The 15,386-nt window shown below is 64.5% G+C and carries 10 protein-coding genes and 1 tRNA gene; 3 read left to right on the forward strand and 8 right to left on the reverse strand.

Annotated features, from left to right (window positions below; genetic code table 11):
* The first annotated feature begins 108 nt into the window (after positions 1-108).
* Complete coding sequence (locus BUA26_RS07300) at positions 109-693, forward strand: hypothetical protein (RefSeq protein WP_072759150.1); 585 nt, start codon at positions 109-111, stop codon at positions 691-693.
* A gap of 108 nt (positions 694-801) precedes the next feature.
* Here BUA26_RS07300 and BUA26_RS07305 read toward each other — a convergent pair.
* Together BUA26_RS07305 and BUA26_RS07310 are read right to left on the reverse strand one after the other, a co-directional pair.
* A tRNA-Arg gene (locus BUA26_RS07305) sits at positions 802-878 on the reverse strand.
* 167 nt (positions 879-1,045) lie between these two features.
* Positions 1,046-2,944, reverse strand: a complete 1,899-nt coding sequence (locus BUA26_RS07310) for a M61 family metallopeptidase (RefSeq protein ID WP_072759152.1) — start codon at positions 2,942-2,944, stop codon at positions 1,046-1,048.
* A gap of 310 nt (positions 2,945-3,254) precedes the next feature.
* Between BUA26_RS07310 and BUA26_RS07315 the strand changes: the two genes are divergently transcribed.
* Positions 3,255-4,370 (forward strand): GGDEF domain-containing protein, encoded by a 1,116-nt coding sequence (locus BUA26_RS07315; RefSeq protein WP_072759154.1) that lies wholly within the window; start codon positions 3,255-3,257, stop codon positions 4,368-4,370.
* Here BUA26_RS07315 and BUA26_RS07320 read toward each other — a convergent pair.
* From BUA26_RS07320 to BUA26_RS07345, 6 genes are all read right to left on the reverse strand, one after another.
* The gene (locus BUA26_RS07320; protein ID WP_072759156.1) at positions 4,352-5,863 is read right to left on the reverse strand and encodes an amino acid permease; all 1,512 of its coding nucleotides are present in this window, start codon (positions 5,861-5,863) and stop codon (positions 4,352-4,354) included. The genes BUA26_RS07315 and BUA26_RS07320 overlap by 19 nt on opposite strands.
* A 118-nt stretch (positions 5,864-5,981) precedes the next feature.
* Positions 5,982-7,244 carry a sterol desaturase family protein gene (locus tag BUA26_RS07325; protein ID WP_072759158.1) on the reverse strand — a complete coding sequence of 421 codons (1,263 nt, stop codon included), beginning with the start codon at positions 7,242-7,244 and terminating at the stop codon, positions 5,982-5,984.
* Positions 7,241-7,915: a lysoplasmalogenase gene (locus tag BUA26_RS07330; RefSeq protein ID WP_255368241.1), complete on the reverse strand. Its 675-nt coding sequence runs from the start codon at positions 7,913-7,915 to the stop codon at positions 7,241-7,243. Before BUA26_RS07330 ends, BUA26_RS07325 begins: the two co-directional genes overlap by 4 nt.
* A gap of 204 nt (positions 7,916-8,119) precedes the next feature.
* The gene (locus BUA26_RS07335) at positions 8,120-10,438 is read right to left on the reverse strand and encodes a TonB-dependent receptor (protein ID WP_072759162.1); all 2,319 of its coding nucleotides are present in this window, start codon (positions 10,436-10,438) and stop codon (positions 8,120-8,122) included.
* Positions 10,439-10,586: 148 nt separating this feature from the next.
* A complete protein-coding gene (locus tag BUA26_RS07340) occupies positions 10,587-11,990 on the reverse strand; it encodes an alkaline phosphatase family protein (protein WP_083572897.1) in 1,404 nt (467 codons plus the stop codon).
* Positions 11,991-12,088: 98 nt separating this feature from the next.
* A complete protein-coding gene (locus BUA26_RS07345; RefSeq protein ID WP_072760150.1) occupies positions 12,089-13,150 on the reverse strand; it encodes a glycerophosphodiester phosphodiesterase in 1,062 nt (353 codons plus the stop codon).
* 241 nt (positions 13,151-13,391) lie between these two features.
* On the opposite strand from BUA26_RS07345, the gene BUA26_RS07350 reads away from it, so the two are divergent.
* Entirely contained in the window at positions 13,392-15,380 is a 1,989-nt protein-coding gene (locus BUA26_RS07350; protein WP_083572898.1) for an alkaline phosphatase family protein, read from the forward strand.
* Positions 15,381-15,386 lie beyond the last annotated feature (6 nt).

A 15,386-nucleotide genomic window follows, 5' to 3' on the forward strand; every position in this document is an offset into this window, starting at 1 on the left:
GCTTCAGATCGGCGGCGCTAGCATCTGCGTTCTGACCAAGGTGCCTGGACGGCGCTGCGGCAACAGCCATGGAGTGGTACCCGCCACGTCATCGACCCGGAGCTCACCATGACACGTTCCATCCGTACTACCGCCTTATACAGCGCCAGTCTTGCCGGCCTGCTGTTGCTCAGCGCCTGCGGCAAGAACGAACCGGCCACACCTGCCAGCACACCGCCCCCCGCCAGCTCCGCCGCCAAGACTCCCGCGCCTGCGCCCGCCACAAGCGGTATGACAGCGCCTGCCCATAGCAGCACTTCGGCCAGCGTGACGCCCACTGCCGCCCCGATGGCTGCAGCGCCGGCAGAGACCCCGTTGACGGTGGCCAAGCTGACCCTCGGCAACGATGTGAATGCGCAGCATCAGGTGACTCGCGCCAGCAGCAGTTTTGCCCCCGACAACAAGATGATCTACGCCAGTGTCACCACTGAAGGCCGTAGCGGCGGGGCCACGCTCAACGCCAAATGGAGCTATCTGGAGGGTCAGGGCCAGCTGGTCAGCAACATCAGCCAGTCGATCGCCACCGACGGTCCCGCTGTCACCACGTTCAAGGTCCAGAACCCCGACCTGTGGCCCGAAGGCAAATACAGGGTCGAGATTTCGCTCGACGGCAAACCGGTGACCAAGCAGGATTTCGACATCAAAAAAAGCTGATCGGTCAGCTCCAGTGGACTAAAAAGGCGCCCTGCGGGGCGCCTTTTTTTATAACGGCCCGGCACCCGTCCGATGTCGCTTGGGAATGCCGGTGAAGAACCCATCGAATGGTGCGCCCGGCGGGATTCGAACCCACGACCCCTGCCTTCGGAGGGCAGTACTCTATCCAGCTGAGCTACGGGCGCATGTATGACCACGCGCGATGCTGAAGCCGGAAGGCCGGCACCGCGGGGAGCGCAGTATAGCCGAGATGGCAAGGTGCGCATGTGGGCGGCGACACGATAGTCCCTCGCGAGCACCCGCCCCTCACCCCAACCCTCTCCCCGCAGGGGGAGAGGGAGGAGTTGCGGTTTCAGCGAGCCTTGAGCAGCGTGGTCAGCGTATCGGGCTTGCCGGTGTCGCGGATCAGGTGCGGGTACTTCAGACCGTCGTGGTAGTCGATGCGGATGGTCTTGTACTCGTCGAAGTCCTTCACCAGCAGCTCGACCGGCTGGCTCTTGTCCTTCGCCGAGGCGGTCACCGCCTCCTTGAGCGCGTCGGCATCGTAGTCGCGACCATTGACGGCGACCACCGTCATGCTCGGCGACAGGCCGGCCTTGAACGCCGGGCCGTCCCACAGCACGTCATTGATGCTGCCGGCCTTGCCGATGGAGACGCCCAGCGAATAGGTGAGATCGACAGTATGTCGGCGCGTCTCGATCGCCTTCACCGCGTCGGACGGCTTGTCGGTATAGACCAGCTTCCAGCCGTGCGACTCGATGCCGCCGATCAGCGGACCATGGCCATCGAGGCGCGTGCGCAGATACTTCGCCCAGTCGTATGGCGCGATGCCGTTGAGTGTCTTGACGACGTCCTCGAAGGTGTAGGTGTTGACATCCCACTTGCCGCTCTCCATGCCGAAGAACGCCTTGCCGAAATCGTCGATGGTCTTCTTGCCGCCGCTCAGCTCACGCAGCTGACTGTCGACCTCGAGCCAGATCATCTGGCCGGCCGAGTAATAGTCCTCGCTGGCCTGGTAGTTGCGATACGGCAACGGGCGACGCTGCGCGATGATCGGGTCGTTGGTGGTGTCCTGCACGTTGCGGAAGCTGGCCAGGCCGGGACGGCCCTTGTCGTAGGTGGCGGCGGTGAAAGCCCACATGTCATGCGCCTGCTCGGTATCCCACAGGCCTGAACGCGCGGCCATCACCTGGCCCCAGAACTGGGTCTGGCCTTCGTAGACCCACAGCAAGGTGTCGCTCATCGGCACGTTGAAGTTCGGCGTGGCCAGATCCGCGCCACGGCGGTATTTGCCGTCCCAGGAATGGTTGAACTCGTGCGAGAACAGGTCGCGGCCCAGCGCGTTCTTCTTCCACTCGGTGAAGAAGTCGGCCGACGTGCCGTCTTCGCTGGAGCGGTGATGCTCCAGGCCATTGCCGCTCATCTTGTCACTGAGCGAGACGAGGAAGTCGTAGTGGTCGTAGTGATGCGCGCCGTACATCTTGTACATCTGCTGGACCAGGTTCTGGAACGGCTTGATCTGCTCCGGCTTGATCTCCAGGTACTTCGGGTCATCGGCGACGATGGCCATGTGCACCGGCGCCTTGGCGCCCGGATCCAGATCGATGCGCTTGAAGAACTTGCCGGCGTAGATCGGCGAATCGACCAGGTCATCGTAATTGATCGCCTTGAAATTCAGCGTGTCGCCGTCCTTCGAAGCCACCTCCAGCGCGGTGCCAGCCTGCCAGCCGACGGGCAGTTTCACGCTGGCTTCGGTGTTGATCTGGCGCGCGAAGTAGCCGGCCGGATACATCGTCACCGAGTTCCATTGCAGGTTGAGCATTTCGGGTGTCATCACCACGCGGCCCTGGCGCTGGTCCTGGGACGAAAGGAACTGGAACTCCACCTCCACGCCGCTGGCGCCCTGCGGCACGTCGACGTGGAACGCGTAGACATTGAGGGGATCGCGCGTCCACGGCAGCACCTGGCCGTTCGCCTTCACCACCAGTCCGGCCATCTTGTCGATCGTACCGTTCGGCGAGTGGTTGCCCGGCAGCCACTGCGGGTACAGCAAGGTCAGCGGACCGGCCTGCGCGGGGATCACCTCATGCACGCGGAAGATGCGATGGGCCACATCGGTGGCGTCCACGTTGATCTTCAATGTGCCCTGGTAGGGCACATCCTGCGGCGCCGGGACATCGGCAAGCGCGCTGAAACTGGCCAGCCCGAAGGCGGCGGCGGCGAGGGCGGAAGCAAGGCGGGTGACTTTCAATGTGTTCTCCGGGTGGGAAGGTGGGGAGTGCGTTGCCCTGCCGCACGAACCGAACAACCCACGGTGCGCAACGGATAAAACCAGACGGGCTCCGGGATTTCATGCCGACAAAGGTGGCAGTCGCATGAATCCAGGCGGCCGATGCTAGACCGGCAACCCCGCGCTTAACCCATGCCGAAGGTCATGACCATGGGTTGCCGGCGCCCGATCCGGTCGTTGCACCCTGGTCATGGCATCCATCTTGCTCGAATCGGGTTGAAGTCGGCCAAGTTGAAGTCGGACCGACAACCGCTCCACTCCCGAGACCCGCATGCACTTTCTGTTTCCCGAGCACCGAAGGCACGCCAGCGACCCTGATCAGCGCCGCGAGTACTCCCACTATCTCGCGCGCCAGATGGGGCCGATGATCCACGCGCTGATGCTGATGGCCACGTTGGCGTATGGGGTGGCGGTCTTCGCCAGCGTGCTGGTCCGCAGCTCGCCGCTGCCCTTGCTGCTGCGGTTGTCGCTGTTGTTGCCGCTGCTGCTGGTAGCCATGGCCGCCAAACATGTACGGCGCCCGCAAGCGCTCAGCGTGCTGGCGCTGCTGTGCGTACTGCTGCTGGAGATCGGCATCAACCTGAACAGTTTCGGGCACCTGCCGGGGCAGCCGTTGGTGATGCCCGGCCTGCTGCTGCCGGTGGCATCGTCGGTCATCTGGCTCGGCCGCTGGGATTTCGCCTTGGCCATGGCGATGTGCGCGCTCGGGCCGCTACCGATGCTGTTGCTCGGCAACGCCGATGGCGTGGTGATTTTTCAGTACTTCGTCTACATGGCGGTCGCGATTTCGCTGTCGACGGTGCTGCGCGCGTTCATGGCCCGCACGCTGTTCGCGCAGTTCCGGCTGGAGGGCCAGCTGCGCGAGCAGACCTATACCGACGGCCTGACCGGCCTGCTGCTGCGCAATCGTTTTCTCGAACTGGCACGGCTAGCGCTGAGCGACATCCACCGCCAGCAGAAACCGGCATGCATGCTGTTTCTGGATGCCGACCACTTCAAGCAGCTCAATGACGATTACGGTCACGCGGCAGGTGACGCGGCACTGATCGCGCTGGCCGCCGCGATACGCGGGCAGATGCGCCCGAACGATCTGATCGGCCGCATCGGCGGCGAGGAGTTCGCGATCCTGCTGCCCGGCCTCGACCTGGAGCAAGCCGGCCTACGCGCCGAGCAGCTGCGCCTGGCCGTGCGCGCGATCCTGCGCCCTGACGGCCCGCTGACCGTCAGCATCGGCGTCGCCGAATGCGACCACGCCGACGAAAATATCGACAGCCTGCTGGCGCGCGCCGATCAGGCCATGCGCCAGGCCAAGCGCGACGGCCGCGACCAGATCATCAGCGCGCCAAGCAGGCTGCTGATCGACGAGCCTCACACGGCGTCGGCCTGAGCCAGCTTGCTGTGCCGGATGCCGTAGCCGAAATAGATCAGGCAGCCCAGCGCCATCCAGATGATGAAGCGCTCGTAGGTGATCCACGGCAATCCATAAATCAGCACGGCGGAAAACACGATGCCCAGCGGCGCGGTGAACCACACCGCCGGCGTGCGGAAGTTGCGCTGCAGGTCGGGGCGGCGCACGCGCAGCAGCATGATCGAGCCGCAGATGATGATGAACGCGCTGAGCGTGCCGATGTTGACCAGCTCGGCCACTTCGCCGATCGGCAGCAAGCCGGCGATGAGGGCCGTGAACAGTCCGAGAATCATGGTCGGCCGCGCCGGCGTGCCGAAGCGCGGACTGACCTTGGCGAACCATGTCGGCAACAACCCGTCGCGCGCCAGCGCAAACCAGATCCGCGCCGCGCCCAGCATGAAGGCGAACAGCACGCTGGTGACGCCGATCACCGCGGCTGCCGCGATGATGATGCTGAGCCAGTGCAACCCGATCGATTCGAACGCATCGGACACCGACGCATCGCCACCGAGATGGCTGTACGGCGAGATGCCGGTCAGCACCAGCGACACCGCGATGTACAACACCATCGCGATCGCCAGCGACAGCACGACCGCACGCGGCAAATCGCGCTGCGGGTGTTTCGCCTCTTCCGCCGCCGTGGTCAGCGTGTCGTAACCGAACACCGCGAAGAACACCACGCTGGCGCCGGTCAGCACGCCTTGCCAGCCGAAGTGGCCGAGCCCGGTGGTGGCATCCACGATGCGCGCGGGAATGAACGGATGCCAGTTCGCCGTATTGATGTAGAACACGCCCACCAGCACCACCAGCAGCACGCCGATCACCTTGATCGTCACCACCGCCGTGTTGAAGCGCGCGCCCCATTCGGTGCGCACGGTCAGCAGTACCGCTACCGCCACCGACACGCCGGCGGCGATCACGTTGAAACGGTGGCCATCGCTGGGTGCGGCGATCGCGGTCGCACCGTGCGTACCGAAGATCTGCTGCAGGTAGTACTGCATGGTCTGCGCGCTCATGCTCTGCTGCGCCCACTCCGGTAGATGCACGCCGGCTGAGTTGAGCAGCACCTGCACATAGCCGGACCAGCCGATCGCCACCACCGCGACCACCAGCGCGTATTCCAGCAGCAGATCCCAGCCGATGATCCAGGCCACGAATTCGCCGAGCACCGCGTAGCCGTAGGTATAGGCGCTGCCGGTGACCGGGATCAATCCGGCGAACTCGGCATAGCACAGCGCCGCGCAAGCACTGCCCAGGCCCGCGATGATGAAGCTGAGCGCCACCGCCGGCCCCGCATTGGTGGCCGCCTGCTGGCCCGCCAGCACGAAGATGCCGACCCCGATGATGCCGCCGATGCCGATAGCGGTGAGCTGCCACAACCCCAGCACGCGGCGGAAATCGCCGCGCGAGCCCACCTCCGCCTGCAGTTGCTCGACCGACTTGTGCCGCACCAGCTTGCTGAAGAAACTCATCGCATGACCCCTGACCCCGGAAAGCAAGCGGCGATCATAGCGAATGCGCCAGGACACACGCAGCGCAGTGCAACACAGCAACAGGATTTTGCAGGATCGGCTTCAGCCGCGAAGCTCTTCAGTTCGCGGCTGAAGCCGCTCTCGCCATGGAAGACGACTGACTCACCCACAGCAACGCCAGCGCGCTGAACCCGAACACCGCCGCGATAGCGAGTGCAAAATGGCCGTCCAGACGGGCGATGCCAAACCAGCGGCCAATCAGCAGCGGCACCAGCGCCGTCGCCAGCACGCGCGCACCTTCCAGCCATAGCGCCCAGAGCCTTCGTTCCATCAGTGCACCGAGCACGCTGAGGCCCACCACCAGATAGAGCGCGTAAGCCAGCAGCGCCGGCAGGCTGGCGGTGCCGGCCATGCCCAGGAACTGCGTGGTCATCCCCAGCAGCAGCGCAAACTGCACCAAGGCATAGATCATCAACGCTTTCGGCACCGGCGGATCGAAGCGTTCGCCGGGCATGACGAAGGCCGGCTTCGGATAGCGCATAGCCACATCGGCCGGTCGCCAGCCCGGCGGCTTCAGCCATAGCAGCAGCTTGTCGCGCCAGCGCTGCGCGTGCCACGCATCCACGGCCGTGTGCCAGTACACCTCGACATTCGCCCACAGCGGGTTCCAGCTGCGCAGTGGCGAGCGCGTGCCGTATACCGGCGGGTCGCTGTCGTCTTCCTCGACGAAGCTGCCGAACAGCCGGTCCCACACGATCAGGATGCCGCCGTAGTTGCGGTCCAGGTAGCGGTCGTTCACCGCGTGATGCGCACGATGATTGGACGGCGAGCAGAACACCCGGTCGAACCAGCCGAGCCGGCCGATCTGTTCGGTGTGCACCCAGAATTGATACAGCAGGTCGATCAGCGCCACGATCACGAACACCTTGAACGGCACGCCGAGCACGGCCATCGGCAGATAGAACAGCCAGCTCAGCAGCACGCCGCTGCCGGTCTGGCGCAGCGCGGTGGACAGGTTGTAGTGCTCGCTCTGGTGATGCACCACGTGCGCGGCCCACAAGATGTTCACCCGATGCCCGCAGCGGTGCAGCCAGTAGTAGCAGAAGTCGTACAGCAGCAACGCGCCGGCCCATACCCACCAGCGGTCCGCCGGCAGCGCGAACAGCGCCAGATGCTCGACGCACCACGCGTAGATGCCCAGCGTCAGCAGCTTGCTGAAAACGCCCACGATCTGCGAGATCACGCCCAGCCCGATGCTGTTCATCGCGTCGTTGCTGGCGTACGCGTGTCGGCCACGCAGCCGTGCCACCAGCAGTTCCATCCCGATCAAAAGGAAGAACACCGGCGTCGCCCAGGTGATGATGAGTTCCTGCGTATTCACAGCGCGGCGCCTGCCTCGATCACGGTGTCGTCGCGCTGCACCGAGCGCGCGATCCACCACAAGGCCAGATAATACGTCGACAGCACCCACAAGCTGGCCAGCGGCAGGGCGGCATGGAAGCGGTTCCACGCCAGCAAGGTATCGCTGAGCATGAACAGCAGTGCGCCGACGGCGGCCCGGCGCGCGCTGTCATGCGCCACCAATGTCCGTGCCCGCCCCAGCGCCTGCCCGCCCATGCTGGCCAGCACCACCACGTAGACGATCACCGGCACGCGCAACGCAGCACCGATCGAATCCCACAACAGGTACAGGTTGATCGCGCCATACGCGAAGCTGGCGAGCAGCCACCCCGGGCGTGCGCCAAAACGGCTGTCATCGAGAAAGGCAGCGATGAAACACAGGTGACCGCACAGGAACGCGACGAGTCCCGGCACAAACAGATCCTGCGGCAGCATCAGCAACACGTCGCCCAGCAGCGAACAGGCGATGCCGGCCAGAATCCAGCGTCGGTAGCGCATCGACAGCGCGGGACGCGCGTGCCATGCCAATAGGAAGATCAGCACCGTGGCCAACGGTTTGCACAGCCAATGCAGCAGCCGCCAGCCATCGGCGGCAGGACCGGCCAGGATCGCGCCGAGAATCGCCCCCGCGGCCGCCACCGTCACGCCCATGGCCAGATAGGGATGCAGGTACGGGCGGTGCACCGTCGAGCCGACCGATGGGCGAGAACTGGACATGCATGACCCCTGTGGCAACGGACCCGCGATCATAGTCACGACGTGACAGCAATTCACAGCTGCCACGACGACGTGTCCCCGGAAACAGATGCGGCGCGACCCTTCCGGGCCGCGCCGCATCTGTTTCAAACGGTTCGCTCAGAGCTTCACATTGATATTGAAGAACCACTGCCGCGGCGCACCGGCCATCAAGGTCTGGTTCTGGCCGGTCGGGTCGGAGGCGACATAGCCATTCGTTCCGGTGGTGGCGAAGTAATGTTTGTTGGTCAGGTTGGTCACGTTGAGGCCTAGGCTGACGTCCTTCAGCACCGAGACCGCGCCGAGGTCGTAGTTCACGCCGGCATTGAGCAGCCAGTACGACGCCACCGCCGAGTCATTGATGTAGGTGATGTAGCGGCGACCGGTGTACTTGGCGTCGAGATTGGCGCTCCACGCACCCGAGGTATAGCTCACGTCGCTGGTCAGCATCCAGGTCGGAATGCCCACCACGTACTTGCCGGCGGTGGCCACTACGCCGTTGTTGAGGTAGTCGTCCTGATACTTCGAGTTGGCATACGACAGCGAGTTGAGCCAGCGCACATGCTCGATGGGTTTCCAGATCAACGCCAGATCGAGACCGGTGCTTTTCACCGAACCGACGTTGTTGAGGATCGCCGAACAGGTGACCACGGCCGGACACGGCGAGACCGACAGCAGGCGGTTGCTGAAGCGGGTGAAGTAGGCGTCCGCCGAAGCTTCGAAGGTATCGCCATGCACGCGGTAACCGAGTTCGAAGGTTTGCGATTCCTCAGGTTTCAAAGTGCTCTTGCTCGCATTGAACGAGGCCTGCGACTGGCTGAACGGCAAGATGCCGTAGGCCGCCAGGTTCTTGCTGTAGGACGCGTAGATGTCCTGGCTGCTGTCGAGCTTGTAGTCGACGCCGGCCTGCGGCAGGAACCCTTCGTTGGCCTTCACGCGGCCGGCAGCGAGTGCGCTGGGCACCAGCGACTCGGCGGTCGTGGTCGTGCTCAACGACTTGGCGCCGAAATTCACGGTGAGACGATCATCCAGCAGATGGATGGTGTCTTCCGCGTAGGCCATGCGCGTCCTGGTGTCGTAGTTCTGGAAGAAGCCGCGCAGGAACGGCGCCTCGCTCGCGTAGAAATTGCTGAGATAGTTGTACTGGCCGGACAGTTTGAAATAGTTGCGTTCCTGGTTGTCGTTGGCGTTTTCGCCCCATGCGCCCAGTTCGATCTCGTTGCTGCCCAGTGTGAACTGCAGCGAGCCGGTGACGCCGGTACGGTCGAGGCCGTAATCGGTCGTGCGCATCGCGATCGGCACGGTGGCCGACGATGCCACATAAGGCGTCGCCCACTGCCCCTCGCCGCGATCGCCGTGGTAGTAGCTGCCCAGGTTCAACGTGGCGCCACCGCCCAGATTGAACGAGCCGCTGAGACCGGTCAGATTGTCGCGGCGGATACCGCCACCGGCGTAATAAGTCGCATCGACCAGGTCGTAACCCGCCGGCAGTTTGGACAGCTCGGCCGGATACGCGCCGTGGCCGTTGTAGGCATTGGCGATCTGCACCGCCTCGGCCCAGTTCGGCTGCAGATAATCCCAGTTCCAGCCCAGCGCCTTCTGGCTGACCAGGGAAAGATCCATGTAGTCGTATTCCTTGCGCCGGGAGCTGTCGACGAACAAGCTGATGCGATTGCCGTCGCCCCACTGGTACACACCCTTCACATTGATCTGGTCGGACTTCTGATCGCCGTAGCCTTTCCACTTGTTGGTGTCGGCATGGTCGTAGGACGCATACATCGAGAAGCCGTGGTAATCGCCCGAGTCCGCCCGCACGAAGGTGCGATGCGTGCCATCGGAGCCGATCGACTGATTGATGCGCGCACCGGCCACATTGTCGGGATCGGCCGAGAAGAACTGGATGGTGCCGCCCAGGTTGGTGCTGGATGCGGTACCCAGCGCACCGGCGCCCTGCGCCAGCTCGACGACGCTGATGTTGTCGCTGGTGATCGCGCGGGTGATCTGCAAGCCGTTGGTAACGCCGTAGCTCATGTTGCCGAGCGGGATGCCGTCCAGGGTGAAGCCGAGGCGGCTCTGGTCGAAGCCATGCAGCGTGATCTGGGTCGACCATTCATACGCACCCCACGGATCGGCCGCCTGGAAGTTCACACCCGGCAGCTTGTCGATCGCCTTGAGCGGGCTGCTGCCCGGCGGCAGCGCCTTGATGTCTTCGATGGTGACTTTCTGGATCTGGCGCGTTTCACCGGTAGCGACTACCGACACGGCTTCCATGGTCTTGGCGTTGCTCGCGCCGGCATCGGGCGTTGCATTCGTGGTTGCCGCGATCGCTGGTGGAGCGCTGGTGTCGGTCGTGGCGGCAAACAGTGCGCCGCCATGCAGCGCACCGAGGGTGGCCAGCGCGAGCGCGGTTCGGCGAATCGAAACCTTGTGCAGAGACATGCAGAATCCTTCGCGCGGGCATTCGTCGGAAATGCCCGCGTCACGTGTGACAGGGATCCACCGAAACCCCTTCGGTGGGAGTCCGGATAGCATGATTTGCGAATGTGATGCCGCCGTTACATCCGCATGTACGAATGCGTATGGACGTCTATTTCGTGCTGTCGCCCATGCGCGCATGGGCGAGCGGATTCCGGCTTTGCGCGCTGGTCGCGACGGCCGCGTCCATTTCAAGCAAGGCCTTGCCCTGCGCCTGCGGCAGTTGCACGCCAAGCAGCGCCGCCAGCGTGGGTGCGATATCGCGCATGTCGATCGAACCGAGATCCCGGGCCGCCGGCACGCCCTTGCCTTCAATCAGGAAGGTCGAGCGCATCTCGGGCAGCGCCGCGTCGTAGCCATGCATGCCGCGGTAATGCCCGGGCGACAGTACCGGTGCATCAGGCTTGATGCCCATTTCATGGCCCGGCCTGAATTGCACGAACCAGCTGGCCTGCGCCGTACCGCCATGGGCCACGGCCTGCTCATGATCCAGCACGCTCGCGATGCCGTACTGCGGATCGTCTTGCAGTTGCTTGAGCAAGGCAGCGACTTTCTCCTTGACCGCGGCGTTCGATGGATCATGCAATACGATCGCCGCGCTGCCGCCATCGTTCCACGGCATCGCCTGCCAGCCGGTCACCTCGCCATCCTTCAGCGTGACCAGGCCTGCCTTGATGAACGGCAGGTAGAGATTGACGTCCTGCTGCACCGGCGCGAAGCCGTGGTCGGAGACGATCGCCACGATGCCATCGGGATGCACGCGCTGCGCAGCCGCCACCAGCTCCCCGATCAGCTGGTCGATGCCTTCAAGCGTCTTGCGCGATGCCGGCGTATCCGGCCCGCTGGCATGCTGCTGCGTATCCAGCGCGGTGAGGTAGGCCGTCATGAAATACGGCTTGCGCGTTTCCAGCAGCTTCACCGCGAAACGCGCACGGTTCTGATCGCCAGGCAGATCCTCGACGATGCCATCGGCATACGGACCCAGGTCGTGCTCCAGCGACGGCAGCAGGCCCGGTGTGGCCAGCGCCGCGAGCAGCTTGCGGTCATCGGCGGTACCGGTGCGCCAGATCTGCGGCAGGTTCCAGTCCACCTGCGCGCCCACGCTCACCGGCCAGTGCACATTGGCCGTGCTGAGGCCGGCCGCATGCGCTGCATCCCACAACGTCAGCACGCGGATATCGCTGGCGTACCAGTCCCAGCCCTGCTGGTTCTTGTTGGTGGGATCGAAGGTGAGGTTGCCGCCGATGCCGTGCAGGTTCGGCGAGACGCCGGTGATCAAGGTGGTGTGGCTGGGATAGGTCAGCGTGGGCAGCACGCCGCGCACGTCGCTGGCATACGCGCCACGCTGCAGAAACGCCTCGAGATTCGGCAGCTTCAGGCCGCGCTGCCGCGCCTGCAGCACGTCGGCCGGGCGCAGGCCGTCGATCGAGATCAGCAAGACCGGCGTAGCGACTGCCTGCGCGGACGACAATCCGGCGAGAACGCCCAGGGACAACGCGAGCAGCAGACGACGCATGCGGATTCCGGAGAAAGCCAAAGATGCCGCGCATGCTCGGACAGCATCACTGCAACCGCGTGACAGGCCCGCGTCGACTCGGTTCGGCGGGTGAACGCTTAGCGGGTGAGCGCTTTGCGACCGACCGCCGGATCGTCGGTGAAGAACGCATCGATGCCGGCATCGAGATAGGCGTGAATCTCGGCGATCAGGCCCGCTTCGTTGTAGGTCGCCGGGTCGTTGCCGTGGTGAAAATCCTTCGCCAGAAACTGGTTCTCCGGACGGAACGTATACGGATGCAGTTCCAGTCCCGCCGCATGCGCGTCATGCACCAGAGCGGTCGGGCGGCCCAGACGGCCGTCGGCCGCGAGTGGAATGATCGCCGTGATGCTGGGGCCGATCGCATCGGCATAGCGGGCGATTTCGCGCAGCCCGGCCGGCTTCATCATCTCGCCATAGTCGAGCTTGCCGCCTGCGGCCACCACGTCGTACGGCTGCTGGTCGGCGTCATCGATCAACTGCAGCAGGCGGATGTTCGGATGACGCTGTCGTGCCTGCGCGCCGCCCAGCCGGTCGTGCAGGTATTCGAGATTGGCAATCTCGAACGACTGGATCTCCACCGGTGCCGTGCGCGTGTAGCTGTGCGCGGCCAACGTGGCCAGCAGCCGGTCTTCCATCGGCAGGCCAAGCTTCTGGAAATAGCTGCCGTGCTTGATCTCCGGAATGATGCCGACCGGATGCCCGACCACCGCCGACTCGGCCGCCACGAAATCGATGATTTCGTCCAGCGTAGGGATCTGGAACTCGCCGTCGTACTTGGTGCTGCGCAACTGCGGCAGGCGTTCGCGGGCGCGCAGCGTCTTCAGTTCCGCCAGGGTGAAGTCCTCGGTGAACCAGCCGGTGACTGCCTTGCCGTCGATCGTCTTGGTGGTCTTGCGGCCGGCGAACTCCGGGTGACTTGCCACATCGGTGGTGCCACCGATCTGGTTCTCGTGACGGGCCACCATCACGGCGTCCTTCGTCATGACCAGGTCCGGTTCGATGAAGTCGGCGCCATCGGCGATCGCCTTGCCGTACGAAGCCAGCGTGTGTTCCGGCCGCCATGCCGGCGCGCCGCGATGACCGATTACCAGTACCTTCGCGGCAAGCGGCTTTTCATGAAGGGGAACAGCAACGGGCATGGCCTGCATTCCAGCGACGGCGAGGGTGATACAGCACAGGTGAAGCATCGCGACAACTCCGACGGTAAGCACTGCGCTGACGAAATACCTGCCACGCATGACAATCGCATGTTAGCCCTCGCCAGCACTTCCGGAACGAACCGCGCGCACTTCTTATCCGGTCGCGGCTGCAGACACCTTAGACTGCAAACTGCAACAAGCGGCTGGCAAGATATTGCGTTTACCATCACCCAGGTTGCCCATGACCATCGTGCTTCGCCGCTGCCGCCTGCCGCTGCCCACTCTCCTGATTCTTGCCCTGCTGGCTTTCCTGCCCTGTGCACCGGCGGCATCCGCCACCGCAGGATCGCAACCGCCGCATCGGGTGATCCTGTTCGTATGGGACGGCATGCGTCCGGATGCGATCAGTGCCGAGGACACGCCGAACCTGCTGGCACTGGCGCAGCGCGGCAGCCGCTTCGAGGACAACCACGCGACCTACCCCACGTTCACCATGGCGAACGCATCGAGTTTCGCCACCGGCGCGTTCCTTGGCCCACTTGGTTTCTATGGCAATCACTTCTGGGCACCGGGTGCCAGCGGCCTCAATGCAAAGGGTGCGGCAGTGGATTTCCGCAACCCGATCTTTACCGAAGACTATGCCGTGCTGCGCGATCTTGACGCGCACTTCGATCATGAACTGCTGGAACTGCCCACGCTGTTCGCCGCGGCGCAGAAGGCCGGCCTGACCACCGCCGCGGTCGGCAAGTCCGGCCCCGCATTCCTGCAGGATTACAAGCAAGGCGGCGTGATCCTCGACGAGAACACCGCACTGCCGCTGGCGTTCGCCAGGGAACTGCAGCGGGCCGGCTACGCCTTGCCTGTCCATACTGCGAACACATATTCGTCCGCCCAGCTCAGCCTGCGCGAGGACAACGACTCGCCCACCGAGCAGGGCAAGCCGGTAACGCTGAAGGATGGCGTCACCGCCGATGCCACCGCCGCAGCGGAGACCACGCCAGCACCGGCCAACGCCTGGATGATGAAGGTGTACCTGGATGTGATCCTGCCGAAACACCGGCCCGATCTCAGCGTGGTGTGGCTGCGCAATCCGGACACCACCCAGCATATGTACGGCGTCGGCTCGCCGGAATTCCATCTCGCATTGAAAGCGCAGGACGAGCTGCTCGGTCAGCTGGAAGCCCGGCTGCAACAGCTCGGCATGGCACGGGACACCGACATCATCGTGGTGTCCGACCACGGCCACAGCAACATCGCCGGTCCACGCGACCTGTTCCCGCTACGCCAGATCAATGACGGTCGCGTCACCGGCGTCGACAACGACTGGGGCTATTCGGTCTCCGGCGGCATCCGCCTTGCCGATCAGCTCACCCGGGCCGGCTTCACCGCGTTCGACGGTGTCGGCTGCACCTACGTGCCGGTGCTGACCGGCCTGCGTACCGACGGCAGCTCGCTGCAGCCGACCCGCTACGACGATGACGGCCACCTGTGCGGCAAACCCGGTCCGTACACCACGCCCAGCTACGTCGTACCCGAACAACTACCGAAGGGTGCGCTGGTACTCGCGCAGAATGGCGGCACCGAATACCTCTACCAGCCCGAACACAATGCAGCCCTGATCAAGCGCACGGTGCGCTTCCTGCAGTCGCGCGAATACGTCGGCGCGGTCTTCGTGGCGAAGCGCTACGGCGACATCCCCGGCACCTTGCCGGCGGAAAGCGTGCATCTGGAGAACGCCGCGCGCGGGCCGGACATCATCATCAGCTACGCCTGGGATGCCGACGCCGTGATCCAGGGATTCCGCGGCACCGAATACGCCAGCCAGGCCAACGAGCGCGGCGAACACGGCAGCTTCAGCCCGATCGACGTGCACAACACCTTGCTCGCCGCCGGCCCGGGTTTCCAGCAGGGCTTCAGCGATCCACTGCCCAGCGGCAACGTGGACGTCGCCCCCACCATCGCCGCCCTGCTCGGACTGTCGCTGCCCAAGGCGCAGGGCCGCGTGCTGCACGAAGCCCTGGCCGGCACGCGGATGCGCCCGCTGACCGACTACCGCGTCACGCCGACCTCGCTGCAACCGAAAGAGGCCGCCACCGGCCTGAGCATGCAGCGCGTCGACGGCAGCCCGCTATCCGCCACCCGCTTCGGCTTCACCGTGCAGCTCAAGCAGCTCAGCGTCGGCGGCAAGAGCTGGACCTACTTCGACCAGGCCGGACCGGAGCGTCATTGAGCGCAG

The sequence above is a fragment of the Rhodanobacter sp. OK091 genome, assembly GCF_900142825.1.
In the GTDB taxonomy this organism is placed as follows: Bacteria; Pseudomonadota; Gammaproteobacteria; order Xanthomonadales; family Rhodanobacteraceae; genus Rhodanobacter.

Bases quoted from the DNA above. Each gene is read 5' to 3' on its own strand.
- BUA26_RS07300 (WP_072759150.1), top strand. From the start codon at position 109: ATGACACGTTCCATCCGTACTACCGCCTTATACAGCGCCAGTCTTGCC.
- BUA26_RS07315 (WP_072759154.1), top strand. From the start codon at position 3,255: ATGCACTTTCTGTTTCCCGAGCACCGAAGGCACGCCAGCGACCCTGAT.
- BUA26_RS07320 (WP_072759156.1), bottom strand. From the start codon at position 5,863: ATGAGTTTCTTCAGCAAGCTGGTGCGGCACAAGTCGGTCGAGCAACTG.
- BUA26_RS07330 (WP_255368241.1), bottom strand. From the start codon at position 7,915: ATGGGCGTGACGGTGGCGGCCGCGGGGGCGATTCTCGGCGCGATCCTG.
- BUA26_RS07335 (WP_072759162.1), bottom strand. From the start codon at position 10,438: ATGTCTCTGCACAAGGTTTCGATTCGCCGAACCGCGCTCGCGCTGGCC.
- BUA26_RS07340 (WP_083572897.1), bottom strand. From the start codon at position 11,990: ATGCGTCGTCTGCTGCTCGCGTTGTCCCTGGGCGTTCTCGCCGGATTG.
- BUA26_RS07345 (WP_072760150.1), bottom strand. From the start codon at position 13,150: ATGCCCGTTGCTGTTCCCCTTCATGAAAAGCCGCTTGCCGCGAAGGTA.
- BUA26_RS07350 (WP_083572898.1), top strand. From the start codon at position 13,392: ATGACCATCGTGCTTCGCCGCTGCCGCCTGCCGCTGCCCACTCTCCTG.